Genomic DNA, 23,350 nt, shown 5'->3' on the forward strand with positions numbered 1-23,350 from the left:
TCGTGAGCATAAGCCTTTTAGTGGGGTGTTAAATGGATGATTTCAAACCAGAAGACGATATGAAAGCCGATCGCAACGATCGTCGTGCTGGTCGTTCCCGTCAGTCTTCCGAGCGTGATGCCGATCCGCAGATCAATTTTGACGATGTCGATCTTGATGCCGATGAAGGCCGTCCGACGCGCGCCGGCAAGGCCCGTCGTGAGCGTGAAGAGGAAGAATTCGAAGAAGAACTGGATGCGGAAGATGAGGAGATGCTCGAAGAGCAGCCTGTAGAGCGTCGTCCGCGTAAGCGTAAAAAAGCGCCGGCGAAACCCGCTTCCCGCCAGTACATCATGATGGGCGTGGGCATTCTGGTACTGTTGCTGTTAATCGTGGGTATCGGTTCCGCGCTGAAATCGCCATCTTCTTCCAGCCAGCAGACCGCTTCCGGCGAGAAGAGCATTAATCTGTCTGACGACCAGTCCACCAGCACGCCAGCTGCCGGCCAGGATCAGACTGCCGCCAATACCACCACACAGCAGGACGTCACGGTACCGCCTATTGCCGCGAACCCGACCCAGGGCCAGGCCGCGGCAGAGCCGCAGGGCCAGCAGCGCGTTGAAGTTCAGGGCGATCTGAATAATGCGTTGACCCAGCAGCAGGGCCAGCTGGACGGCGCCGTAGCTAACTCGACGCTGCCAACTGAACCGGCAACCGTCGCGCCGATCCGTAATGGCGCCAGTGGCACCGCGGCGCCGCGCCAGACGACCGAACGTCAGACGGCGGCAACGCCGCGTCCTGCTGAGCGTAAGCACACCGTCATCGAAGCGAAGCCGCAGCCGAAACCACAGGCGGTGGCAAAAGCGCCGGTAGAAACAAAGCCGGTTCAGCCGAAGCATGTTGAAAGCGCGGCGACCACTGCCCCGGCAAAAACGACCGTCGCGGAAAGCAAACCGGTAGCCACCGCGCAGAGTAAACCTGCAGCACCAGCAACCACCACCACTGCTGCGCCAGCCGCAACGGCGGCCGCGGCAGCGCCGGCGGCGAAGAGCGGTAAAACGGCAGGCGACGTCAGCTCGATGAAATCTGCGCCGTCGGGTAACTATACCCTGCAGCTCAGCAGCTCCTCTAACTATGAAAACCTGAACAACTGGGCGAAGAAAGAGAAGCTGGACAGATATGTTGTCTATGAAACATCGCGTAACGGCCAACCGTGGTACGTGCTGGTGAGCGGTATCTATTCATCGAAAGATGAAGCGAAACGCGCGGTCACCTCGCTGCCGCCGGACGTGCAGGCGAAAAATCCATGGGCAAAACCACTGCATCAGGTTCAGGCTGATCTGAAATAATGCCGTGGGGTAGTCTTAAGCGCAGGATGCTGTCGGAGCTTTCTCCACAGCCGGAGAACGTGTAATTAGTTAGGCAGCATGAAAAAGAATCGCGCTTTTCTAAAGTGGGCAGGGGGGAAGTACCCCCTGCTTGACGATATTAAAAAGCATTTGCCGGAAGGTGAGTGCTTAATCGAGCCCTTTGTGGGCGCCGGGTCGGTATTTCTCAATACCGACTTTTCTCGTTATATCCTCGCGGATATCAACAGTGATTTAATCGGCCTGTACAACATCGTCAAATTGCGCACCGACGAGTACGTCGCTGCCGCCCGCGAGATGTTTACCCCGGAAAATAACGTCGCTGAGCGCTACTACCAGTACCGTGATGAGTTCAATCAGAGCCAGGACCCGCTGCGTCGCGCGGTGCTGTTCCTGTATCTGAACCGTCACGGTTACAACGGCTTGTGTCGCTACAATTTGCGCGGCGAGTTCAATGTGCCGTTTGGCCGCTATAAGAAGCCCTATTTCCCCGAGGCTGAGCTCTATCATTTTGCCGACAAGGCGCAAAACGCTGAGTTTTACTGCGAATCTTATGAAGAGTGCATGCAGCGTGCGGATAGCCGCACGGTGGTGTATTGCGATCCGCCCTATGCGCCGTTGACGGCGACGGCGAACTTTACCGCCTACCACACCAACAGCTTCAACCTGGAGCAACAGGTGCTGCTGGCGCAAAAGGCGGAGTCGCTGATGAAGAAACGGATCCCGGTGCTGATTTCCAACCACCGCACGCCGTTGACGCAGGAGTGGTATAAAAACGCGGCAGAAACGCATATTGTGAAGGTTCGGCGCAGCATCAGCAGCAACGGTGGTACGCGTAAAAAGGTGGACGAGCTCTTAGCGCTCTACCGTCCGCCTAAGACCAAATAAATTTCAAGGAGATGCGGATGAAGCAGTATTTGATTGCCCCTTCGATTCTGTCGGCTGATTTTGCCCGTCTGGGTGAGGATACCGCGAAGGCGCTGGCGGCGGGTGCGGATGTCGTGCACTTCGACGTCATGGACAACCACTACGTGCCGAACCTGACGATTGGCCCGATGGTGCTGAAGTCGCTGCGTAACTACGGTATTACCGCGCCGATCGACGTCCACCTGATGGTGAAGCCGGTCGACCGCATCATTCCTGATTTTGCCGAAGCTGGCGCCAGCATCATCACCTTCCACCCGGAAGCCTCCGAACACGTCGACCGCAGCCTGCAGCTTATCAAAGAGCATGGCTGTAAAGCGGGCCTGGTGTTTAACCCCGCGACGCCGCTGAGCTATCTCGATTATGTGATGGATAAACTGGACGTGATCCTGCTGATGTCGGTTAACCCGGGCTTTGGCGGCCAGTCCTTTATTCCCCAGACGCTGGATAAACTACGTGAAGTGCGCCAGCGCATCGATGCGTCCGGCTACGACATCCGTCTGGAAGTGGATGGCGGGGTGAAAGCGAGCAATATCGGCGAAATCGCCGCGGCGGGCGCGGATATGTTCGTTGCCGGTTCGGCGATCTTCGGCCAGCCGGACTACAAGAAAGTGATTGATCAAATGCGTAGTGAATTAGCGAAGGTGAGTCATGGATAAATTACAGGCGATCCGCGGCATCGCGTTTGATCTCGACGGCACGCTGGTGGACAGCGCGCCGGGTCTGACCGCCGCCGTTGATAACGCCCTCTACGCCCTGGAACTGCCGGTGGCGGGAGAAGAGCGCGTCGTAACCTGGATCGGCAACGGCGCCGATGTCCTGATGGAGCGGGCGCTGAGCTGGGCTCGCCAGGAGCGTGCCACGTTACGTGCGGCGATGGGCAAGCCTTCCGTCGACGATCATGATATTCCGCAAGACGAACAGCTGCGCATTTTGCGTAAACTGTTTGACCGCTATTACGCCGAAGCGGCGGAAGAGGGCAGTTTCCTGTTTCCGGCAGTGGCCGATACGCTCGGCGCGCTGCAGGGCAAAGGTCTGCCGCTGGCGTTGGTGACCAATAAGCCGACGCCGTTCGTCGCCCCGCTGCTGGACGCGCTCGATATTGCGAAATATTTTACCGTGGTGATCGGCGGCGATGACGTCCAGAACAAAAAGCCGCATCCGGAACCGCTGCTGCTGGTAGCGCAAAAGCTCGGCCTGACGCCGGAGGCGCTGCTGTTCGTCGGCGATTCACGTAATGATATTCAGGCGGCCAAAGCGGCTGGCTGCTGCTCGGTTGGCCTGACCTACGGTTATAACTATGGCGAACCGCTTGCGCTGAGCGAGCCGGACTATCTCTTCGACCAGTTTAATGAACTCTTACCCGCTCTCGGGTTACCGCACAGTGAAACTCAGGAATTGAAACATGACTAAGCCCATCGTTTTTAGTGGCGCACAGCCCTCAGGTGAACTGACCATTGGCAACTACATGGGTGCGCTGCGTCAGTGGGTAAACATGCAGGACGATTACCACTGCATCTATTGCATCGTGGATCAGCACGCCATCACCGTGCGCCAGGATCCGCAGCAGCTGCGTAAGGCGACGCTGGACACCCTGGCGCTGTATCTGGCCTGCGGCATCGACCCGCAGAAAAGCACTATCTTCGTTCAGTCGCACGTGCCGGAACACGCCCAGTTAGGCTGGGCGCTGAACTGCTACACCTATTTCGGCGAACTGAGCCGCATGACCCAGTTTAAAGACAAGTCCGCGCGCTACGCGGAGAACATCAACGCCGGTCTGTTTGATTATCCGGTACTGATGGCCGCTGACATCCTGCTGTACCAGACCAACCAGGTTCCGGTGGGCGAAGATCAGAAACAGCACCTTGAACTGAGTCGCGATATCGCCCAGCGTTTTAACGCCATCTACGGCGATATTTTTAAAGTGCCTGAGCCGTTTATCCCTAAATCCGGCGCGCGCGTGATGTCGCTGCTGGAGCCGACGAAAAAGATGTCCAAGTCCGACGACAACCGCAACAACGTCATCGGCCTGTTGGAAGACCCGAAATCGGTGGTCAAGAAGATCAAACGTGCGGTCACCGATTCCGACGAGCCGCCGGTGGTGCGCTACGACCTGAAAGAGAAAGCGGGCGTCTCCAACCTGCTGGATATCCTCTCCGCGGTCACCGGGAAAACCATTCCTGAGCTGGAGCAGCACTTCGAAGGCAAAATGTATGGCCACCTGAAAGGCGAAGTCGCCGAAGCGGTATCGGGCATGCTGATTGACCTGCAGGAGCGCTATCACCGTTTCCGTAACGACGAAGCGTTTCTCAATCAGGTGATGAAAGACGGCGCAGAAAAGGCCAGCGCGCGGGCTTCTCAAACCCTGAAAGCGGTATACGAAGCGATTGGCTTTGTCGCCAAGCCGTAAGCGACGCAACAGCTAAACAGGGCGGGATTATCCCGCCCTTTTTTATGCCTGTCGTTCACGCCGCGAGGCGAAGGTTAGTGGTTCGAGAACCAGTTCAGTTTATCCCGCAGGCCGACCACGCGGCCGACAATGATCAGCGCCGGGCTGGCCATCTGCTGCGCCAGAATATCCAGCTGTCCTAAGGTGCCGCTGACCACTTTTTGCGTCACGGCGGTGCCGTTCTCGACGATGGCGGCAGGCATATCTTCCGCCATGCCGTGGGCGATAAGCTTCTCGCGGATCGCCGGCGCCTGGTTCAGACCCATGTAGAACACCAGGGTTTGCTTCTCCACCGCCAGGTTCGCCCAGTCCAGCTCGCCGCCGGTTTTCAGATGGCCGGTGACCAGGCGCACGCCCTGGGCGAAATCGCGATGGGTCAACGGGATCCCCGAGTAGGCGGAGCAGCCGGAGGCGGCGGTGATGCCTGGCACAACCGAGAAGGGGATGCCCGCCTCGCAGAGGGTCTCCAGCTCCTCTCCGCCGCGGCCAAAGATAAAGGGATCGCCGCCTTTCAGCCGGACCACGCGTCTTCCTTTTTGCGCTTCGCGCAGCAGGATCTGGTTGATCTCCTCCTGAGGCACGCAGTGATAGCCTGAGCGCTTGCCAACGAACACCCGGTCGGCATCGCGGCGCACCAGATTCATGATGTCGTCGGAGACCAGTCGGTCATAGACCACCACGTCGGCCTGCTGGATCTGCTGCAGGCCTTTGAGCGTGAGCAGCCCGGCGTCACCGGGGCCGGCGCCAACCAGGACGACCTCGCCGCGATGCTCTAACGGCTCGGTCAGCAGTTGCTCGGTGGTATCCGCCACCGCCTGCCGATCGTCATTGGCCAGCGACTGCGCCAGGCGGTCGTTAACGAACAGCTTCTCCCAGAAGCGTCGGCGTTCGCCTACGGTGGCAAACTGCTGCTTGACGCGAGCGCGCAGATGGCCGGCGTAGCGGGCCAGCTGACCAAGATGCAGGGGTAAGATTGACTCCAGCTTCTCGCGCAGCAGGCGCGCCAGCACCGGTGATGTCCCGCCCGAGGAGACGGCGACCATCAGCGGCGAGCGGTCGATGATCGACGGCATGATAAAGCTGGCCTGGCGCGGGGCATCCACCACGTTACAGAAAATACGCCGCGCTTCGGCCGCGTCGCTGACCTGCTGGTTTACCGTTTCATTATCGGTAGCGGCGATGGCCAGCCAGCAGTTGTCCAGCAGCGAGGGGATAAACTCCCCCTGCACCAGGGTCAGCATCTGTGAATCGGCCCACACCTGAAACTGAGGGGTAAAGTCGAGCGCATTGACCGTGACGTTTGCGCCAGCATCCAGCAGCAGACGGGCCTTGCGTTCGGCGACATCCCCGCCGCCAACCAGTAAACAATCCCGCTGGCGTAACTGGCAGAATATGGGTAAGTGATCCACAGAATAACCTCATAAAAATAAGGGGTAGAAAGTGAGTGGTCGTAGAATAGCAGCAAAGGTAATACAAAACATGCGACATATCCCGCACTCATGCGCTGTCGGTCAGAAGTGTTACTTATATCTCCCCCCGTGACCGGGGGGAGGAAGCGGGACTCACGCTTTAAGCTGAACGTGGCCGTCTTTTACCCGGGCGTCGAAACGGGCGATAGAGTGGCTGGCATCTTCCATACACAGGCCATCGCTCAGGCGGAAGCGCTGTTTTTTCAGCGGGCTGGCAACCCACAGGGCGCCGTCATGCTCGGCGATAATTCCGCGAGACAGTACGCTGGCGTTAAAGAACGGATCAATGTTGCTGATGGCGAACACCCTGTCGTCATGATAGGGACGGAAGATCGCCACCTGCTGCTGACCGAGCAGGGCGCAGACGCCGGTGGCGGGCAGGATGTCGTCAATTTTGCAGATGTTTACCCACTGGCTCATGCTTTTTCCTCCACCAGAGTAACCGGGATACGCTCATACGGCGTGGCCGGGCGATGCTGGTCACGTTCCGGCACCACCTGAACGTTCGGGTCGCGCTGGTCGCTGTTGATAAAGTGTTTGAAGCGAGTCTGCGCCGCCGGGTTATTGACGGTCTCGGTCCACTCGCAGGCGAAGGCGGCGCGCAGGCGAGCCAGCTCCTCTTCCAGATGGTCGTTCAGACCGAGCTTGTCATCGATGATCACGCTGCGCAGATAGTCGATCCCGCCTTCCATGTTGTCCAGCCACGGCGCGGTGCGGGTCAGCTTATCGGCGGTGCGGATGTAGAACATCATAAAGCGGTCGAGATACGTAATCAGCGTCTCGCGATCGAGGTCCGCGGCCAGCAGATCGGCGTGGCGCGGCTTCATCCCCCCGTTACCGCATACGTACAGGTTCCAGCCTTTCTCGGTGGCGATGATCCCGACGTCTTTGCCCTGGGCTTCCGCGCATTCGCGGGTACAGCCGGAGACGCCGAACTTCATTTTGTGCGGGGTGCGGATGCCTTTGTAGCGGTTTTCCAGTTCGACGCCGAAGCCGACGCTGTCGCCGACCCCGTAGCGGCACCAGGTGCTGCCGACGCAGGTTTTCGCCATCCGCAGCGCTTTAGCGTAGGCGTGGCCGGTTTCGAAGCCCGCTTCAATCAGCTGCCGCCAGATCTCCGGCAGGTCGTCTTTCTGCGCGCCAAACAGGCCGATGCGCTGGGAGCCGGTGATTTTGGTGTACAGATTGAATTCACGAGCGATACGGCCCACGGCGACCAGCCCTTCCGGGGTGATTTCGCCGCCCGCGGAGCGCGGAATGACCGAGTAGGTGCCATCTTTCTGGATGTTGGCGAGGAAGTTGTCGTTGGTGTCCTGCAGCGGCGTGTGCTGAGGCTTGAGGATGTACTCATTCCAGCAGGAGGCCAGCAGGGAGCCGACGGTCGGTTTACAAATTTCACAGCCGTAGCCCTGGCCGTGTTTGGCCAGCAGTTCGTCGAAGGTTTTGATGCCTTCCACGCGGATCAGGTGGAACAGCTCCTGGCGGGAGTAAGCGAAGTGTTCGCACAGGTTGTTGTTGACCTCGATGCCCTGTTTCGCCAGCTCGGCGTTGAGCACCTGGGTGACCAGCGGGATACAGCCGCCGCAGCCGGTACCGGCCTTGGTTTCCGCTTTCAGCGCCGCGACGGTATGGCAGCCTTTGTTGATGGCGGCGATCAGGTCGCCTTTGCTGACGTCGAAGCAGGAGCAGATTTGCGCGCTGTCCGGCAGTTTATCGACGCCGATCGACGGCTTGCCGCTGCCGGCGTGGGCCGGGAGGATCAGCGAATCCGGATTCTCCGGCAGCTCGATGGCGTTGAGCACCAGCTGCAGCAGGTTGCCGTAGTCACTGGTGTCGCCGACCAGCACCGCGCCGAGCAGGGTTTTGTTGTCGGCGCTGACGATCAGACGCTTATAGACTTCTTTGCTTTCGTCAAGATAGACGTAGCTGCGGGCGCCCGGCGTGCGGCCGTGGGCATCGCCGATGCCGCCCACGTCCACGCCCAGCAGCTTCAGCTTGGCGCTGAGGTCGGCGCCGGTGAAGCTGTTTTCACTGCCGAGGAGGTGATCGACGGCCACCTGGGCCATTTTATAACCCGGCGCGACGAGGCCATACACGCGGTTGTTCCAGCTGGCGCATTCGCCGATGGCATAGATATCCGGGTCGGAGGTTTGGCAGCTATCGTTGACCATGATGCCGCCGCGCTGGGCAACCGCCAGCCCGCACTGGGTGGCCAGTTTATCGCGCGGGCGGATCCCGGTAGAGAAGACGATGAAATCGACCTGCAGCTCGCTACCGTCGGCGAAGCGCATGGTTTTGCGCGCCTCGATGCCCTGCTGAACGATCTCTTTGGTGTTTTTACTGGTGTGAACTTTCACGCCCATGCTTTCAATTTTGCGCCGCAGCTGCTCGCCGCCCATCTGGTCGAGCTGCTCGGCCATCAGCATCGGCGCGAATTCGATGACGTGGGTTTCCACGCCGAGGTTTTTCAGCGCGCCTGCGGCTTCGAGGCCGAGCAGACCGCCGCCGACCACCGCGCCGCGTTTGCTGCGACGGGCGCAGGATTCAATGGCGTTGAGATCTTCAATGGTGCGATAGACGAAGCAATCCTGGGTTTCCGCGCCTTTAATCGGCGGGATCCAGGGGTATGAGCCGGTCGCCATGATCAGCTTGTCGTAGAACACCGTGCGCCCGGCGCTGGAGTGGATCACCTTCTCCTGGCGGTTGATGGTGATGGCCCTTTCGCCGACCAGCACCTTGACGCCGTGTTTCTCATAGAAACCTTCGCGGACCAGCGACAGCTCTTCTGCGGTATGGTGGGAGAAATAAGACGACAGGTGGACACGGTCGTAGGCGATACGCGGCTCTTCACAGAACACGGTAATGTCGAATTGTCCGGCAGGCGCCTTATCAAGAAGCTCTTCGATAAAGCGATGGCCAACCATGCCGTTACCGATAATAGCGATTCTGACTTTGCTCATTTTTGCCTCGATTTCTTTTCTATTACCGCCTACCTTAACGATTCAGCCATCAGGCTTATTGATGCAAATCAATGACAACTTCACCTACCACTTAATGGGTATATAATTGATTTGTCTGTATTTTTCTAAGTTGTGGAAAACGCTGACTTTTCCTTTTTGCTGATTTTGTGTACAAGAATTGGGTGGGTCGCGATTGGGGTTGAGTAGAAAACAAGCCGTATTGAATGGAGAGGTTGATATGACAGCAGCGCCGCTTTGGTTGATTCAGAACGTACGCCTGGCAGACCGCGACGGCCTGTGGCAGATAGCGATAGATAAGGGGCGCTTTGGCGAGATCACGCCGATGGGGGAGGCGCGGGACGAAAGCTACGAAGTGTTGAACGCTCGCGGCGGGCTGGCGATCCCGCCTTTTATTGAGCCGCATATCCATCTGGATACCACCCAGACGGCCGGCGAGCCAAACTGGAACCAGTCCGGCACTCTGTTTGAGGGGATTGAGCGCTGGGCGGAGCGGAAAGCGCTGCTCAGCCATGAAGACGTTAAAGCCCGGGCGTGGAAAACCCTCAAGTGGCAGATCGCCAATGGCGTGCAGTTTGTCCGTACCCATGTCGATGTCTCCGATCCGACGTTGACGGCGCTGAAGGCGATGCTGGAGGTCAAACAGGAGGTGGCGCCATGGGTCGAGCTGCAGATTGTCGCTTTTCCGCAAGAGGGGATCCTCTCTTACCCCAACGGCGAGGCGCTGCTGGAAGAGGCCCTGAAGCTGGGGGCGGATGTCGTCGGGGCGATCCCGCACTTTGAGTTCACCCGTGAATATGGGGTGGAATCGCTGCATATCGCTTTCCGGCTGGCGCGGAAATATGACCGCCCGCTGGATATTCACTGCGATGAAATTGACGACGAACAGTCGCGCTTTGTGGAAACCGTTGCCGCGCTGGCGTTAAAAGCGGGAATAGGGCCGCGGGTGACGGCCAGCCATACCACCGCCATGCACTCCTATAATGGCGCTTATACCTCGCGCTTGTTCCGCCTGCTTAAGCTCTCCGGCATCAATTTTGTCGCCAATCCGCTGGTCAATATTCATCTGCAGGGCCGGTTTGACGACTACCCGAAGCGACGAGGCATTACCCGGGTGAAGGAGCTGATGGCGGCGGGGATCAACGTTTGCTTTGGTCATGATGATGTCTTTGACCCGTGGTACCCGCTGGGGACCGGTAATATGCTGCAGGTCCTGCATATGGGGCTCCACGTTTGCCAGCTGATGGGCTACCAGCAAATTAACGACGGCCTGCAGCTTGTCACCGACAACAGCGCCCGCACGTTTGGCCTGACGGATTACGGCATCGTCAGCGGCAATCCGGCTAACCTAATCATTCTGCCGGCGGAGAATGGCTTTGAGGCGGTACGCTGCCAGGTGCCGGTGCGCTGGTCAATTCGCGAGGGAAGGGTGATTGCGACCACCCAACTGGCGCAAACCTGGATCCAGACCGACCGCGGTGGCGAGGAGCTTTCTTTTATGAGAAACAGCCCCCTTGCGGACGCAAAGGGGCCGAAGGCTTAGTGAGACGCCGCCTGAGCGTTGTTCTGGCGGTGACGGGAGACGAAGCCGAGGATAAAGCACATCACGAACACCACGGCGTAGAGGCCGTTAGCGGTGTGCAGCGCGGCCAGCGGACCGCTGGCTGCCACAATCGGGCCGGTGACCACGAAAGTCAGCATGGTGCCGATGGTGCCGCAGGTGAGGATAAAGTTCACCAGCTTTGGTGAAGCGACTTTAGTTTGCTGCGAACCGAGCGTAATGATCGAGGTGTAGATGGCGCTGGAGAAGAAGCCCAGGGTCAGAATAAACCACGGCATATGCTCCGGCGAACCATTGATAAACAGGTACATCAGCACCGTCGCGAGGCCGGCGAGGACGGTTAAGATGCGCTGCAGGTCGAAGAAGCGCAGGATAAAGCTGAATGACCACATGCCGATCATGTAGGACATCCAGAAATCGCTCACCAGCTTACCGGCATCGCCGAGGCTCATGCCAAGGCTCTTGGCATATTCCGGTACCCAGGAGATAAAGCCCAGCTGACCGAGGATATAGCACAGCGCCGCGACGGAGAGGAACAGCACGCCGATGCCCCACTTCTCTTTCACCACCGGCTGGCTGTTTTCGCTCTGCGCTTTTTTGCCGAGTACCGGGAAGTCACAGCCGAATGTCAGGACGAAAATAGCGACATACACCAGACCGATACAGGCGTAGACCCAGTACCACTCGATGCTGCGCGCCAGCAGGACTGCGGCGACCATCGGGAAAATCATTCCCGCCATGCTAAAGAAGGAGTCGGTAAACAGCAGACGCGCCCCGCGCTGACGGCCTTCATACATATGGGTGATCAGGAAGGTCCCGATCGACATGGTGATCCCGCTCACCAGGCCGAGAACGAACATTGATGCGGAGAACAGCGCCAGGCTGTGGCTGAGCATCAGGCCGGCCACCGCCAGCACCATCAAAATAAAGCCAAAACGCAGCTGAGTTTTCAGCGGCACGATCTCCATCAGCCAGGCATTGAGGAAGATGGAGATCAGAATACCGGCGTTCAGAAAGGTAAAGGTGTTGCTCATACTGGAAACGGGCAGATGGAAATAATCCGCAATGTTACCCATCACCATCCCGGTGACGATCACCAACGCGCCGGTCAGGGCGTAGGAGAAGAAGCTGATCCATGTGAGCTTAATACGGTTGCTGTTAGTCATGACTGGCCTGTGAATAGAAAGGTAAAGCGCGTTGACGCCGCGCCGGGCGGACAGATTTTAGTCGTTCAGGTGATGTAATTAAATGTTTATTGTGAAATACGTTATCTTTTGCATGTTTTAATGTGACTTGAATCACGTTTTTTCGACGCCAGAGAGAACGTTTGCGCGGTTACAATTATTACAGCTAAGTAAAATTTGGTAAAAGGCTGGCCCAGGATGCAAAGGCTCTTTAGAATCAAGGCACTCGCTTTTATTCTGCTCCGTTAAGGATTTTCCATGCTCAAATCAACACTGGCGGCGATGGCTGCCGTTTTCGCCATTTCAGCGTTCTCCCCGGCCATGGCGGCAAAGGGCGATCCGCATGTGCTGCTGACCACCTCGGCAGGTAACATTGAGCTTGAGTTAAACAGCCAGAAAGCCCCGATTTCCGTGGATAACTTCCTGAAGTACGTTAACAGCGGCTTCTACAACAACACTACCTTCCATCGCGTGATCCCGGGATTCATGGTGCAGGGCGGCGGCTTCAACGAGCAGATGCAGCAGAAACAGCCTAACCCGCCGATCAAAAATGAAGCAGACAACGGCCTGCGCAACACCCGCGGCACCATCGCCATGGCGCGTACCGCCGATCAGGATAGCGCCACCAGCCAGTTCTTCATCAACGTGGCGGATAACGCCTTCCTCGACCATGGCCAGCGCGACTTTGGCTATGCGGTGTTTGGCAAGGTAGTGAAAGGCATGGACGTTGCGGATAAGATCTCCCAGGTTCAGACCCATAACGTCGGCCCATACCAGAATGTGCCGACTAAACCGGTTGTTATCCTCTCTGCGAAAGTGCTGCCCTAATCTTCCCACGGCGCGGTAGTCTATCGCCGCGCCGGTTGCCTCCCGGCATAACCTGTAATTGCTGCTTATACTTGTGGCACACAGGGGACGATAAGGGGGCGACGATGCGTCCACTCACCGATAAGCAAAAATCCCGACTCTGGGAACAGACACGTAATAGCAATTTTCAGGCCAGCCGTCGCCTCGAAGGCGTATCGGTGCCACTGGTTACGCTGACTGCCGAGGAGGCGCAGGCGCGCCTCGCGACGCTGCGGAGGGAGTATGAGCGATAAATTTGGCGATGAACGCGATCCTTACCTCTATCCGGCCCTGAACGTCCTGCGCAACCGCCTCGGCATCCGCCAGGCCAACACTCTGCAGCAGGCTGCCCTGGAGATGACATCGCTGCGGGCGGCTACCCTGCCGCTGGGTCCGCGGGTGCGCGGCTTACCCTATCTGTGCGCGATTCATCATCAGCTGTATCAGGATCTGTTTGACTGGGCGGGTAGGCTGCGTGAAGTGAACCTCTACCTGGGCGATACGCCGTTCTGTCACTTTGCCCGCATTGAAGAGGAAGGGAACGCCCTGATGCAGGCCCTGGAGCAGGAGGATTATCTCTGCGGCCTGCCGCGGGATACCTTTATCGAACGCCTGAGCTGGTTCTATGGTGAAATTAATGTGCTGCACCCTTTTCGTCTCGGCAATGGCCTAACCCAGCGCATTTTCTTTGAACAGCTGGCGATACATGCCGGCTACCTTCTTGACTGGCGTGATGTCGATCCTGCCGCCTGGAGCACCGCCTGCCAGCAGGGCGCGATGGGCGATCCGGACCCGCTGGCGGCGATCTTTCGCAAAGTGGTAAGCGAAGCGCGGGAATCTGAGTAGAATAGCCCGGTTTGATTGTTCCGGAGCCGCTATGATCCTGCTTATCGATAACTATGACTCTTTCACCTGGAATCTGTACCAGTACTTTTGCGAACTGGGGGCGGAAGTGCTGGTCAGGCGCAACGATGCGTTGACGCTGGAGGAGATAGCGTCGCTGGCGCCGGAGAAGATAGTGATTTCGCCCGGTCCCTGTACGCCGGATGAAGCGGGGATTTCCCTCGCGGTAATCCGTCACTATGCAGGGAAAACGCCGCTGCTGGGCGTCTGCCTCGGGCATCAGGCGATAGCCCAGGCGTTTGGCGCGACCATTGTGCGGGCGGCGCAGGTGATGCATGGAAAAACTTCGCTTATCGAGCATAACGGCGAAGGGGTGTTTCTGGGGCTGAATAATCCTTTGACGGTGACCCGCTATCATTCGCTGGTGATTGACCCGCCGACGCTGCCGCCTGAGTTTATCGTCACCGCCCGCAGCGCCAGCGGTGAGATTATGGGGATCCGTCATCGCGACTGGGATCTCGAGGGCGTGCAGTTCCATCCGGAAAGCATCCTCAGCGAACAGGGCCATCAATTGCTGGCGAACTTTATAAAGCGGTGATTTCGGTTGCCATTGACTGACTTTTTATGCATATTTTGTGATTATATTATCATAATCATATCTGCATAACGAAGAGGGATGGGCAAGACATGGCAACTGAACAACCGGCAATCACCCGCGCCACATTCGATGAAGTTATTTTGCCAATTTATGCACCGGCAGAATTCATCCCGGTAAAGGGGAAAGGCAGCCGCGTCTGGGATCAGCAGGGCAAAGAGTATATTGATTTCGCCGGCGGTATCGCGGTAACGGCGCTGGGCCATTGCCACCCGGCGCTGGTGGCGGCGCTTCACGAGCAGGGCGAAACGCTGTGGCATACCAGCAACGTCTTTACCAATGAGCCAGCGCTGCGCCTGGGACGTAAGCTTGTCGATGCCACCTTCGCCGAGCGAGTGGTGTTTATGAACTCCGGTACCGAAGCCAATGAAACAGCCTTTAAGCTGGCGCGTCACTATGCGGTGACCCGCCATAGCCCATATAAAACCAAAATCATCGCCTTCCATAATGCCTTTCATGGCCGCTCTCTGTTTACCGTCTCGGTCGGCGGGCAGCCGAAGTACTCCGATGGTTTCGGCCCTAAACCGGCGGATATTGTCCATGTTCCCTTCAACGACCTGCAGGCGGTAAAAGCGGTGATGGATGACCACACCTGCGCGGTGGTGGTGGAGCCGATTCAGGGCGAAGGCGGCGTGACGGCAGCGACGCCGGCCTTCCTGCAGGGACTGCGCGAACTGTGCGATCAGCACCAGGCGCTGTTAGTCTTTGATGAAGTGCAGTGCGGAATGGGGCGTACCGGATCGCTGTTCGCCTACATGCACTATGGCGTAACCCCGGATATTCTCACCAGCGCGAAAGCGCTGGGCGGCGGTTTCCCGGTCAGCGCCATGTTGACCACCCACGAGATCGCCAGCGCCTTCCATGCCGGTTCCCATGGGTCAACCTACGGCGGCAACCCGCTGGCCTGCGCGGTCGCCAACGCCGCTTTCGATCTGATCAATACTCCGGCGGTGCTGGATGGCGTGAACGCGAAACGCGAACTGTTCGTCAAACACCTGCAGCAGCTGGATGCCGAGTTTGATCTGTTCAGTGATATTCGCGGGATGGGCCTGCTGATTGGCGCCGAACTTAAGCCGCAGCACAAGGGCCGCGCGCGCGATTTCCTCTATGCCGCTGCGGAAGCCGGCGTCATGGTGCTTAACGCCGGGCCGGACGTGATGCGTTTTGTTCCCTCGCTGATCATCGAAGAGCAGGATATCGCCGAGGGGATGGCGCGCTTTGCCCAGGCAGTGGCAAAGGTGATTAACGGCTGATCTTCCGTAGCCAGATGCCATGATGCGGCCGCTGACGCCATGCTACAGACGAGATAGTGTGCATGGTGTTCAGATGGCCCAGAATGCGTTGCAGATGCTGCTCCAGGGTGCTTAACGGACCGATCGGCACCTCGCTTTCCGGTGACTCCATAATATTGACATCCCCTGTGCTGCCGGGGCCATCGCTGTCCAGCCGCTGCTGACAGCGCTGCAGGGCAATCTCACAGGATTCGAGATAGCGCTGGGCAAGATCCGGGGTGAGCATCGTATGCTCCCGGGCCAGGGTGGTCATGGCGTTGATATGTTCGACGATAAACTGGCTGTGCGTCACCCATAGCTTCATATCTTCCAGGTAGTGGGTATTGAACCCCGGCTCCTGCATCGCCTGATTCAGGGAGTTGTAGAGCGCGTTGTGCGCCTGATTAACGCGCATACGTTGATAGGCCAGCGCGGGCGCTTTGGGATCGGGGCTGAGGATCAGGCGAATCGCCTGCTGGTCGGCCTCCAGCGCATCGTGGGCGTTTTTTTTCAGCAGGCCGCTCTGCCACTGCGGCCACAGCCAGACCATCCCGCCGAAGGCGATCAGGCAGCCGATCAGCGTGTCGATCAGCCGGGCGATAATAAACTGTTCGCCGTTGAGCGTCAGCAGCTGCAGGGTATATACCGCCGTCACCGTAAAGCCCACCATCGCCCAGCCATAGTGTTTGCGGATAATCAGATAGCTGAGCAGTGTGATCAGCAGCATCCCGCTCAGGGTGTAGCTCTCCGGAACGTGAAAGTGCAAGGTCAGCCCGGCGATGATCAGGCCGGCGAGCGTCCCCGCCGCCCGGTGGACAATACGAACCCGCGTGGCGCCATAGCCATTCTGGGTAACAAAGAGCACCGTCATCAGGATCCAGTAGGGCTTCGGCAAATGCAGGGCGTTGCCCATCAGGCTGGCGATGCTCAGCATCACGCTGATGCGGGCGGCATTGCGCAGCGCGGGCGATTTCAGCGAAAGATAGTTTTTTAGCGCGGGAAACAGCGGTAAACGACGCTCTTTGTCAGCCATCAGATCCCGGGCATACAGCGGGCGCTGGGTATGCAGCACCCGGGCGATGCGGCTGAAGTGCCAGGCGCAGAAGTGGCCGACCGGGTTGTCCGGATGCTGGCGGGCGATCTTTTCCAGGGCGCCGATCTGTTTATCCATCTGGAAGCGCTGCGGAAAGCGATGATAGAGCATGTCATCCGCCAGCACCCGCAGACGGGCGGCGACGGTCTGCGCGTTCCAGCGGATCACCGCTTCGGCATGGCTGCGTTCTACCAGTTTTTGCACCTCTTCCGGCTGATGCAGGCTGACCGAAATATGCTCCTGTAGATCCAGCCCCATCTGGAACGCCCGCAGAAGACGTTTGTGGTCGTTACGTTGGTTGGCGGCCAGCATATGCATCTGCTGATAGCACTGGGTGATTAAATCGACCACCTTCTGCTGGCGGATGAGCAGCGGCGGCAGGGCGGTCGAGGGATCGGTATGCTGGGTCAACAGGCTATATTTGGCTTCGCAATAATTGGCCAGTTCCCGGTAGAGCAGACTGAGTGACTCCCGCAGCGGCTGTTCACGCCACAGCCAGAACCAGAACCAGTTAAACACGCCGTACCATAGCGTGCCGAAGGCGTAGATCAGCAGCGGCTCCCAGATGGGCATATTGCCCGCCAGGCTGAGGGTAAAAATGGCGGCGATCAGCGACGCGGGCAGCAGGCGCGCGTGCAGCGAACTGATCTCCGCGGTGACGCCGAGCAATAGCGCCAGGCCGCTGAGAATAAGCGGCAGGGGAATCGCCTGGGCGAGCAGCAGCTGCACCACCAGGCTGCATCCGGCAAACAAACAGCCGCCGATAATCAGACGTTTAAAAAAGCGCTTATGCGGGGTGTCGAGGCCGGCGATGTTGCAGCAGGCGGGGACTAAGGAGAACAGGAGGCCCTGCTGGAGATGGCCGAGCAGAAGACCGATGGCCACAGGCAGACACAGCACCAGCGTTTGCCGCAGTGCATAGTTAACTTCCGGGTGGTAAATCAGCCTGCGCCACATGAGGGAAAAACAAAAACGGCGTACTGCAGGAGCAATACGCCGCTTAGCAACTTAACGGGTACCGTAGACGACGATAGTTTTACCGTGGGCGGAAATCAGGTTCTGATCTTCCAGCATTTTCAAAATACGGCCAACGGTTTCACGAGAGCAGCCGACGATCTGACCAATTTCCTGACGGGTAATTTTAATTTGCATACCGTCCGGGTGGGTCATGGCATCGGGTTGCTTCGCCAGGTTCAGCAGCGTCTGGGCGATACGGCCCGTCACGTCGAGGAAGGCGAGGTTGCCCACTTTCTCAGACGTCACCTGCAGACGGCGAGCCATTTGCGAAGAGAGACGCATCAGAATGTCCGGGTTCACCTGGATCAGCTGACGGAATTTCTTATAAGAGATTTCGGCCACTTCACATGCGGTTTTCGCCCGTACCCAGGCGCTACGCTCCTGACCCTCTTCAAACAGGCCTAATTCACCGATGAAATCGCCCTGGTTGAGGTAGGAGAGGATCATCTCTTTACCTTCTTCATCCTTGATGAGTACAGCCACGGAGCCTTTAACGATGTAGTACAGCGTTTCTGCTTTCTCACCCTGGTGGATCAGCGTGCTCTTTGATGGGTACTTATGAATGTGGCAATGAGACAAGAACCATTCAAGGGTAGGGTCTGTTTGCGGTTTGCCAAGCACCATGCGCGGTTATCCTCTGTTATAAGCTATCTCCGGGCGCCGACACTACACGGCGTCCGGGCATGCAATCGTATTGTTTCCCTATACCTGGGAAGCTGGCTGATGATTTTTCGACAGCCCGTAATGTGAACTCCTCTGCATACATGCAGTACATCAATGTATTACTGTAGCATCCAGACTGTTTTAGCATAGCTTTCGCCGCATGTCTCCTGGTGTCTCGCTTCAGCATGACGCAGGTCGCCTTCCGTTGCGAGAATTGTTATGTGCGCGTAATCTGACAAGAATATTGCGATACTGGAGTTAAATTTTATGCAAGCGCGTGTGAAATGGGTTGAAGGGTTAACCTTTATCGGGGAGTCCGCGTCAGGACACCAGATTCTGATGGATGGCAACTCCGGGGATAAGGCGCCCAGTCCGATGGAAATGGTGCTGATGGCGGCGGGCGGTTGCAGTGCGATCGATGTGGTCTCCATTTTGCAAAAAGGTCGCCATGAGGTGACTAACTGCGAAGTGAAGCTGACCTCTGAACGCCGGGAAGAGGCGCCGCGCCTGTTCACGCATATTAATCTGCACTTTATCGTCACCGGTAAGGCGCTGAAAGATGCCGCGGTCTCCCGTGCGGTGGATCTGTCGGCAGAGAAATACTGCTCGGTGGCGCTGATGCTGGAAAAAGCGGTGAAGATCACCCATTCCTATGAAGTGATCGAGGCGTAGTCTTCGCCTGCTGTTGTGAATTTTCTTAACCCCGGCCTGGCCGGGGTTTCTTCTGTTAGCCGATCTTGCGGCCTTCCATCAGGCGTTCGACCAGCGGCGCCATAATAAGCTCCATCGCCAGCCCCATTTTACCGCCCGGCACCACCAGAGTGTTCATGTGCGAGATAAACGAGCCCTGTAGCATCGCCAGCAGCCAGGGGAAGTCGATGTTCTGCAGATTGCGGAAATGGATCACCACAAAGCTCTCGTCCAGAGAGGGGATCGCTTTCGCGGCAAACGGGTTGGAGGTGTCCACCGTCGGCACGCGCTGAAAGTTGATGTGGGTGCGGGAAAACTGCGGGGTGATGAAGTTGATGTAATCTTCCATCGATCGGACGACGGAGTCCATCACCGCCTCCCGGGAGTGGCCGCGCTCGCTGGTGTCGCGAATGAGTTTCTGTATCCACTCGAGATTAACGATAGGCACGACCCCGACCAGCAGGTCGACATGGCTGGCGACATCATGCTGCGGCGTGACAACCCCGCCGTGCAGCCCCTCATAGAACAGCACGTCCGTCGGCTCCGGCAGCGGCTGCCACGGGGTGAAGGTTCCCGGCACCTGATTCCACGGCACGGCTTCGTCATAGGTGTGGAGGTATTTACGCGACTGACCTTTGCCATGGCGGCCATAGTCGACAAAGGTCTGTTCCAGCAGACCGAAGTCGTTCGCCTCCGGGCCAAAGTAGCTGATATGTTTGCCCTGATCCCGCGCTTTGCGGATCGCCATGTCCATTTCCGGGCGGGTGTAGCGATGAAAGCTGTCGCCTTCCACCTCCGCAGCGTGCAGATTTAGCTGCGCGAAGATTTTGCGAAAGGCGAGGCTGGTGGTGGTAGTGCCCGCGCCGCTGGAGCCTGTGACGGCGATCACCGGATGTTTGGCAGACATAACAACTCCCTGGTTAAACGATGTAGTGGCGTCGCCTTAGCCGTTAAACAGGGCGCGCGGCATAATATTGACCGTCTCATGCAGTTCCGACCACACGAGGACTGCCTCTCCGCGTTTCAGCTGCTGTTTTACATCGGCGACTTTATCGGCAAGTGAACGTTCATGTTCACCATAATCGGTGCCTTCACGTAACACAAAGCTTTCAATCAGGTTATCCAGCGTTTCGGGATCCAGATCCTGCCAGGGAATAATCATACGGGAACCTCCAGCCAGCGGTTTAACCAGTCGGGAATGCGTCTTTCCAGCCACATCTCCGGTTTACGCAGGGTGCCGCCGACGAAGCCAACGTGGCCGCCTTGTTCAGTCAATTGATACTCGACGTTCGCCGGCAGTTGTTCCTGCGGGGGAATGGAATGGTGGTCCATAAACGGATCGTCTTTCGCGTGAATGATGAGCGTCGGCTTAGTGATATCGCTGAGCCGCGGCATGGCGCTGCATTGCCGGTAGTAATCCAGCGCATCGGCAAAGCCATGGATTTTGGCGGTGATCATATCGTCAAATTCCCGGATGCGGCGCATCCCTTTGAGCTGACGTAAATCGACGGGCAGCGAGCCAGGATACGCTTTCAGCTTGCGTGAGGCGTTGGCTTTTAACAGATTGAGCAGGTAGCGCTGATAAACCCGCGAGAAGCCCTTATCCATATGATAGCTGCAGGCTTCCAGCATGAAAGGCGCGGAGACGATCACCGCCGCATCCAGCGGGCAGCGGTCGCCTTCTTCTGCCAGCAGGCAGCCCAGCATATTGCCGCCCAGCGAATAGCCGACGGCGGCGGTCGGCGCGGGGCCAAACTCGCGCTGCAGCCAGTGCAGAAACCAGGTGCCATCTTCCGTTTCGCCGGAGTGATAGATGCGGTGATTGCGGTTAGGTTCGCCGCTGCAGCCGCGAAAATGCATGACTACGCCAAGCCAGCCGCGCTGCATCGCCGCGTGGATCAGTCCATGGGCATACGGGCTGTGCAGACTCCCTTCCAGACCATGAAAGACGACGAGGCGCGGCTTGTGGCACGCCTGGTGCGGGTCTTCGCTCCAGGCGAGATCGACAAAATCGCCGTCTGGCAGCTCAAGGCGCTGCCAGTGCGGGGTAAAGCGCAATTTACGGCGGATCAGCCGCGGCAGCATGGTTTGCAGATGACGATTGCCCGCGCCGCGCATGGGATGGAACTCACGCGAATCGTTTTCGGGGGGCGTCATGTCTGTGGGGATGATTTCAACCATAGCACCAGAATAATTAATAAACGTGATGATGACTATACCGCGCAGGGCGCGCAGGAGTTAGCCAATATGTGGTCTTGTGGCCAGTGACGCCAGGTTACACCACAACAAACCATTGATGTCACTGATGGCCAGACCGCGAGGGCGGGCAGAAATACACTCTGCCCGCGCCATAGTAGGCGCAGGCAGAATGATGACGCGGCGATTAGCCTTCCTGAAGCATGCGCTCCAGCTGCTCCTGTGCCTCCAGCCAGGCCATTTCGCACTCCTCCAGCCCGGATTTCGCGCTGGCCTGCTGCTGCAGGCATTCAGTCAGTTCTGCTTTACGCGAGGCGTCGTAGAGTTCGCTGTCGCCAAGTTTCTCTTCTGCACTGGCCAGCTGCGCGTTGAGCTTATCCATCTCTTTTTCCAGACGGGCGATCTCTTTGCGCAGCGGTTGGGTCTGGCTGCGTAGCTCCGCTTCCCGACGCTTCTGGTCTTTGCGCGCTTGCGCGCTGTTGCCGCTCTCTTTTGGCGCGTCGCCGCTCTGGGACTCCTGTTTTTGCGAGTCGCTGAGCCACTGCTGATAATCTTCCAGATCGCCGTCGAACGGTTCGACTTTGCCATCGTGGACAAGGTACAGATCGTCGGTGGTGGAGCGGATCAGGTGGCGATCGTGCGATACGACCACCAGCGCCCCTTCAAAGTCGATCAGCGCTTCGGTTAAAGCCTGACGCATATCGAGGTCGAGATGGTTGGTCGGTTCGTCGAGCAGCAGCAGGTTAGGGCGCTGCCAGACGATCAGGGCCAGCACCAGACGCGCCTTTTCTCCACCGGAGAAGCGGCGGGTCTCTTCGCTGACCTTATCGCCCTGGAAACCAAAGCCGCCCAGATAATCGCGCAGCTTCTGCTCCAGCTCCTGCGGCGCCAGGCGCGCCAGATGCTGCAGCGGCGACTCATCGGCGCGCAGAAACTCCAGCTGATGCTGGGCGAAGTAGCCGAGCTTGATGCCTTTGGCGAGGCCGATCTCCCCGCTTACGGGCTGGAGTTCGCCAGCCAGGAGCTTAATCAGCGTCGATTTCCCGGCGCCGTTGCGGCCCAGCAGACCGATACGCGACCCCGGCACCAGATTGAGCTTGATGGAGTCGAGGATAATACGCTCGCCATAGCCGGCGCTGACTTTCTCCATCTTCAGCAGCGGGTTAGGCAGGCTCTCCGGCTGGCGGAAGCTGAAGTGGAACGGGTTATCCACGTGCGCCGGGGCGATGAGCTCCATCCGCTCCAACATTTTAATACGGCTCTGCGCCTGCTTGGCTTTGGTGGCTTTGGCGCGGAAGCGATCGATATAGCTTTGCAGATGCGCGACACGCTGCTGCTGGCTTTCGTACATCGCCTGCTGCTGAGCGAGCCGGGTGGCGCGCTGCACTTCAAACGAACTGTAGTTGCCGGTGTACTCAAACATCGTCTGCTGTTCGATGTGGATAATTTTGTCGACGATAGGATCGAGGAAATCGCGATCGTGGGAGATCAGGATCAGCGTCCCCGTGTAGCCCTTCAGCCACTTCTCCAGCCAGATCACCGCATCAAGGTCGAGGTGGTTAGTCGGTTCATCGAGCAGCAGCAGATCGGAGCGGCAGATCAGCGCCTGCGCGAGGTTAAGGCGCATACGCCAGCCGCCGGAAAAATCGCTGACTGGCCGCTCAAGCTGTTCATTGCTGAAACCCAGGCCGTGCAGCAGGCTGGCGGCGCGGGAGCGGATGGTCCAGGCGTCGATGGCGTCCAGCTTGCCGTGGACGGTGGCGATGGCATGGCCGTCGTTGCGCTCGTTAGCCTGCTGGAGCGCGGCTTCCAGCTGGCGATATTCACGATCGCCGTCAATGACATAATCGATTGCCGGCTGCGGCAGGGCCGGGGTTTCCTGATTCACCCAGGCCAGCTGCCAGTTGCCGGGAAAGGTCATACTGCCGCCGTCAGCGCTTATCTCGTTTTTCAAAAGCGATAGCAGCGTCGATTTCCCGCAGCCGTTTTTCCCCACCAGACCGACCTTCTGGCCAGGGTTGATGGTAGCGGTGGCGTTGTCCAGCAGGACGCGTACGCCGCGACGAATTTGTAACGAGGAGAAAACAATCATAAGGCGCCGTATGTTCAGACTATGTTAATTTGTCATTATGATAATGTAGTTTGGAAGCGAATCGCTTCACCGG

At 58.1% G+C, this 23,350-nt stretch carries 22 protein-coding genes; 12 read left to right on the plus strand and 10 right to left on the minus strand.

The genetic code is table 11. The features are described 5' to 3' along the window. Nucleotides 1-32 precede the first annotated feature (32 nt). From damX to trpS, 5 genes are all read left to right on the plus strand, one after another. On the plus strand, nucleotides 33-1,328 hold the full coding sequence (gene damX, locus GT756_RS20430) for a cell division protein DamX (RefSeq protein ID WP_004202177.1): 1,296 nt from the start codon (nucleotides 33-35) through the stop codon (nucleotides 1,326-1,328). Between the two features lie 78 nt (nucleotides 1,329-1,406). Next, nucleotides 1,407-2,234 (plus strand): adenine-specific DNA-methyltransferase, encoded by an 828-nt coding sequence (gene dam, locus GT756_RS20435; protein WP_004202178.1) that lies wholly within the window; start codon nucleotides 1,407-1,409, stop codon nucleotides 2,232-2,234. Nucleotides 2,235-2,251: 17 nt separating this feature from the next. Then, the gene (gene rpe / locus GT756_RS20440; protein WP_004202179.1) at nucleotides 2,252-2,929 is read left to right on the plus strand and encodes a ribulose-phosphate 3-epimerase; all 678 of its coding nucleotides are present in this window, start codon (nucleotides 2,252-2,254) and stop codon (nucleotides 2,927-2,929) included. Then, a complete protein-coding gene (gene gph / locus GT756_RS20445) occupies nucleotides 2,922-3,683 on the plus strand; it encodes a phosphoglycolate phosphatase (protein WP_004202180.1) in 762 nt (253 codons plus the stop codon). The genes rpe and gph overlap by 8 nt, the downstream gene beginning before the upstream one ends. Further along, nucleotides 3,676-4,680, plus strand: a complete 1,005-nt coding sequence (gene trpS / locus GT756_RS20450) for a tryptophan--tRNA ligase (RefSeq protein WP_002920253.1) — start codon at nucleotides 3,676-3,678, stop codon at nucleotides 4,678-4,680. The genes gph and trpS overlap by 8 nt, the downstream gene beginning before the upstream one ends. A gap of 74 nt (nucleotides 4,681-4,754) precedes the next feature. Here trpS and cysG read toward each other — a convergent pair whose 3' ends face one another. The 3 genes from cysG to nirB all read right to left on the minus strand — a co-directional run bounded on the left by cysG (nucleotide 4,755) and on the right by nirB (nucleotide 9,148). Beyond that, nucleotides 4,755-6,128 (minus strand): siroheme synthase CysG, encoded by a 1,374-nt coding sequence (cysG, locus tag GT756_RS20455; protein WP_004202185.1) that lies wholly within the window; start codon nucleotides 6,126-6,128, stop codon nucleotides 4,755-4,757. A gap of 153 nt (nucleotides 6,129-6,281) precedes the next feature. Further along, nucleotides 6,282-6,608 carry a nitrite reductase small subunit NirD gene (gene nirD, locus GT756_RS20460; RefSeq protein WP_004202186.1) on the minus strand — a complete coding sequence of 109 codons (327 nt, stop codon included), beginning with the start codon at nucleotides 6,606-6,608 and terminating at the stop codon, nucleotides 6,282-6,284. Continuing rightward, entirely contained in the window at nucleotides 6,605-9,148 is a 2,544-nt protein-coding gene (gene nirB / locus GT756_RS20465; RefSeq protein WP_069603528.1) for a nitrite reductase large subunit NirB, read from the minus strand. Before nirB ends, nirD begins: the two co-directional genes overlap by 4 nt. 238 nt (nucleotides 9,149-9,386) lie before the next feature. Here nirB and GT756_RS20470 point away from each other — a divergent pair, with 238 nt between their 5' ends. Then, the gene (locus GT756_RS20470) at nucleotides 9,387-10,709 is read left to right on the plus strand and encodes a cytosine deaminase (RefSeq protein WP_004202190.1); all 1,323 of its coding nucleotides are present in this window, start codon (nucleotides 9,387-9,389) and stop codon (nucleotides 10,707-10,709) included. Here GT756_RS20470 and tsgA read toward each other — a convergent pair. Continuing rightward, complete coding sequence (tsgA, locus tag GT756_RS20475; protein ID WP_004202192.1) at nucleotides 10,706-11,893, minus strand: MFS transporter TsgA; 1,188 nt, start codon at nucleotides 11,891-11,893, stop codon at nucleotides 10,706-10,708. The two genes, GT756_RS20470 and tsgA, sit on opposite strands and share 4 nt — an antisense overlap. Nucleotides 11,894-12,169: 276 nt before the next feature. Between tsgA and ppiA the strand changes: the two genes are divergently transcribed. The 5 genes from ppiA (at nucleotide 12,170) to GT756_RS20500 (ending at nucleotide 15,508) form a co-directional block, all read left to right on the plus strand. After that, nucleotides 12,170-12,739, plus strand: coding sequence for a peptidylprolyl isomerase A (ppiA, locus tag GT756_RS20480; RefSeq protein WP_002920238.1), 570 nt, complete (start codon nucleotides 12,170-12,172; stop codon nucleotides 12,737-12,739). Nucleotides 12,740-12,843: 104 nt separating this feature from the next. Beyond that, nucleotides 12,844-13,011, plus strand: coding sequence for a YhfG family protein (locus GT756_RS20485; protein WP_004202194.1), 168 nt, complete (start codon nucleotides 12,844-12,846; stop codon nucleotides 13,009-13,011). Beyond that, nucleotides 13,001-13,603 carry a putative adenosine monophosphate-protein transferase Fic gene (locus GT756_RS20490; RefSeq protein ID WP_049116368.1) on the plus strand — a complete coding sequence of 201 codons (603 nt, stop codon included), beginning with the start codon at nucleotides 13,001-13,003 and terminating at the stop codon, nucleotides 13,601-13,603. The genes GT756_RS20485 and GT756_RS20490 overlap by 11 nt, the downstream gene beginning before the upstream one ends. Nucleotides 13,604-13,634: 31 nt before the next feature. Then, the gene (pabA, locus tag GT756_RS20495) at nucleotides 13,635-14,198 is read left to right on the plus strand and encodes an aminodeoxychorismate synthase component 2 (RefSeq protein WP_023291183.1); all 564 of its coding nucleotides are present in this window, start codon (nucleotides 13,635-13,637) and stop codon (nucleotides 14,196-14,198) included. Nucleotides 14,199-14,287: 89 nt separating this feature from the next. Further along, on the plus strand, nucleotides 14,288-15,508 hold the full coding sequence (locus tag GT756_RS20500) for an aspartate aminotransferase family protein (RefSeq protein WP_004202198.1): 1,221 nt from the start codon (nucleotides 14,288-14,290) through the stop codon (nucleotides 15,506-15,508). Here the strand turns inward: GT756_RS20500 and GT756_RS20505 are convergent. Both GT756_RS20505 and crp read right to left on the minus strand, forming a co-directional pair. Continuing rightward, nucleotides 15,498-17,576 carry a YccS/YhfK family putative transporter gene (locus GT756_RS20505; RefSeq protein WP_032456678.1) on the minus strand — a complete coding sequence of 693 codons (2,079 nt, stop codon included), beginning with the start codon at nucleotides 17,574-17,576 and terminating at the stop codon, nucleotides 15,498-15,500. The two genes, GT756_RS20500 and GT756_RS20505, sit on opposite strands and share 11 nt — an antisense overlap. A 51-nt stretch (nucleotides 17,577-17,627) precedes the next feature. After that, nucleotides 17,628-18,260, minus strand: a complete 633-nt coding sequence (crp, locus tag GT756_RS20510; RefSeq protein ID WP_000242758.1) for a cAMP-activated global transcriptional regulator CRP — start codon at nucleotides 18,258-18,260, stop codon at nucleotides 17,628-17,630. 306 nt (nucleotides 18,261-18,566) lie between these two features. Between crp and GT756_RS20515 the strand changes: the two genes are divergently transcribed. Further along, complete coding sequence (locus GT756_RS20515) at nucleotides 18,567-18,971, plus strand: OsmC family protein (protein WP_004202200.1); 405 nt, start codon at nucleotides 18,567-18,569, stop codon at nucleotides 18,969-18,971. A gap of 55 nt (nucleotides 18,972-19,026) precedes the next feature. Here GT756_RS20515 and GT756_RS20520 read toward each other — a convergent pair whose 3' ends face one another. From GT756_RS20520 to GT756_RS20535, 4 genes are all read right to left on the minus strand, one after another. Next, complete coding sequence (locus GT756_RS20520; RefSeq protein WP_004202201.1) at nucleotides 19,027-19,896, minus strand: phosphoribulokinase; 870 nt, start codon at nucleotides 19,894-19,896, stop codon at nucleotides 19,027-19,029. Nucleotides 19,897-19,932: 36 nt separating this feature from the next. After that, on the minus strand, nucleotides 19,933-20,151 hold the full coding sequence (locus GT756_RS20525) for a YheU family protein (protein ID WP_002920151.1): 219 nt from the start codon (nucleotides 20,149-20,151) through the stop codon (nucleotides 19,933-19,935). After that, entirely contained in the window at nucleotides 20,148-21,146 is a 999-nt protein-coding gene (locus GT756_RS20530; RefSeq protein ID WP_072206932.1) for a hydrolase, read from the minus strand. Before GT756_RS20530 ends, GT756_RS20525 begins: the two co-directional genes overlap by 4 nt. A 226-nt stretch (nucleotides 21,147-21,372) precedes the next feature. Further along, nucleotides 21,373-23,277: an ABC transporter ATP-binding protein gene (locus GT756_RS20535; protein WP_017899944.1), complete on the minus strand. Its 1,905-nt coding sequence runs from the start codon at nucleotides 23,275-23,277 to the stop codon at nucleotides 21,373-21,375. Nucleotides 23,278-23,350 lie beyond the last annotated feature (73 nt).

It is taken from the genome of Klebsiella sp. Q2 (assembly GCF_009900705.1).
In the GTDB taxonomy this organism is placed as follows: Bacteria; Pseudomonadota; Gammaproteobacteria; order Enterobacterales; family Enterobacteriaceae; genus Klebsiella; species Klebsiella quasipneumoniae.

Excerpts from the sequence above, each read along its gene's own strand:
- damX (WP_004202177.1), top strand. The coding sequence starts at position 33 with ATGGATGATTTCAAACCAGAAGACGATATGAAAGCCGATCGCAACGAT.
- dam (WP_004202178.1), top strand. The coding sequence starts at position 1,407 with ATGAAAAAGAATCGCGCTTTTCTAAAGTGGGCAGGGGGGAAGTACCCC.
- rpe (WP_004202179.1), top strand. The coding sequence starts at position 2,252 with ATGAAGCAGTATTTGATTGCCCCTTCGATTCTGTCGGCTGATTTTGCC.
- gph (WP_004202180.1), top strand. The coding sequence starts at position 2,922 with ATGGATAAATTACAGGCGATCCGCGGCATCGCGTTTGATCTCGACGGC.
- trpS (WP_002920253.1), top strand. The coding sequence starts at position 3,676 with ATGACTAAGCCCATCGTTTTTAGTGGCGCACAGCCCTCAGGTGAACTG.
- nirD (WP_004202186.1), bottom strand. The coding sequence starts at position 6,608 with ATGAGCCAGTGGGTAAACATCTGCAAAATTGACGACATCCTGCCCGCC.
- nirB (WP_069603528.1), bottom strand. The coding sequence starts at position 9,148 with ATGAGCAAAGTCAGAATCGCTATTATCGGTAACGGCATGGTTGGCCAT.
- GT756_RS20470 (WP_004202190.1), top strand. The coding sequence starts at position 9,387 with ATGACAGCAGCGCCGCTTTGGTTGATTCAGAACGTACGCCTGGCAGAC.
- tsgA (WP_004202192.1), bottom strand. The coding sequence starts at position 11,893 with ATGACTAACAGCAACCGTATTAAGCTCACATGGATCAGCTTCTTCTCC.
- ppiA (WP_002920238.1), top strand. The coding sequence starts at position 12,170 with ATGCTCAAATCAACACTGGCGGCGATGGCTGCCGTTTTCGCCATTTCA.
- GT756_RS20485 (WP_004202194.1), top strand. The coding sequence starts at position 12,844 with ATGCGTCCACTCACCGATAAGCAAAAATCCCGACTCTGGGAACAGACA.
- GT756_RS20490 (WP_049116368.1), top strand. The coding sequence starts at position 13,001 with ATGAGCGATAAATTTGGCGATGAACGCGATCCTTACCTCTATCCGGCC.
- pabA (WP_023291183.1), top strand. The coding sequence starts at position 13,635 with ATGATCCTGCTTATCGATAACTATGACTCTTTCACCTGGAATCTGTAC.
- GT756_RS20500 (WP_004202198.1), top strand. The coding sequence starts at position 14,288 with ATGGCAACTGAACAACCGGCAATCACCCGCGCCACATTCGATGAAGTT.
- GT756_RS20505 (WP_032456678.1), bottom strand. The coding sequence starts at position 17,576 with ATGTGGCGCAGGCTGATTTACCACCCGGAAGTTAACTATGCACTGCGG.
- crp (WP_000242758.1), bottom strand. The coding sequence starts at position 18,260 with ATGGTGCTTGGCAAACCGCAAACAGACCCTACCCTTGAATGGTTCTTG.
- GT756_RS20515 (WP_004202200.1), top strand. The coding sequence starts at position 18,567 with ATGCAAGCGCGTGTGAAATGGGTTGAAGGGTTAACCTTTATCGGGGAG.
- GT756_RS20520 (WP_004202201.1), bottom strand. The coding sequence starts at position 19,896 with ATGTCTGCCAAACATCCGGTGATCGCCGTCACAGGCTCCAGCGGCGCG.
- GT756_RS20525 (WP_002920151.1), bottom strand. The coding sequence starts at position 20,151 with ATGATTATTCCCTGGCAGGATCTGGATCCCGAAACGCTGGATAACCTG.
- GT756_RS20530 (WP_072206932.1), bottom strand. The coding sequence starts at position 21,146 with ATGACGCCCCCCGAAAACGATTCGCGTGAGTTCCATCCCATGCGCGGC.
- GT756_RS20535 (WP_017899944.1), bottom strand. The coding sequence starts at position 23,277 with ATGATTGTTTTCTCCTCGTTACAAATTCGTCGCGGCGTACGCGTCCTG.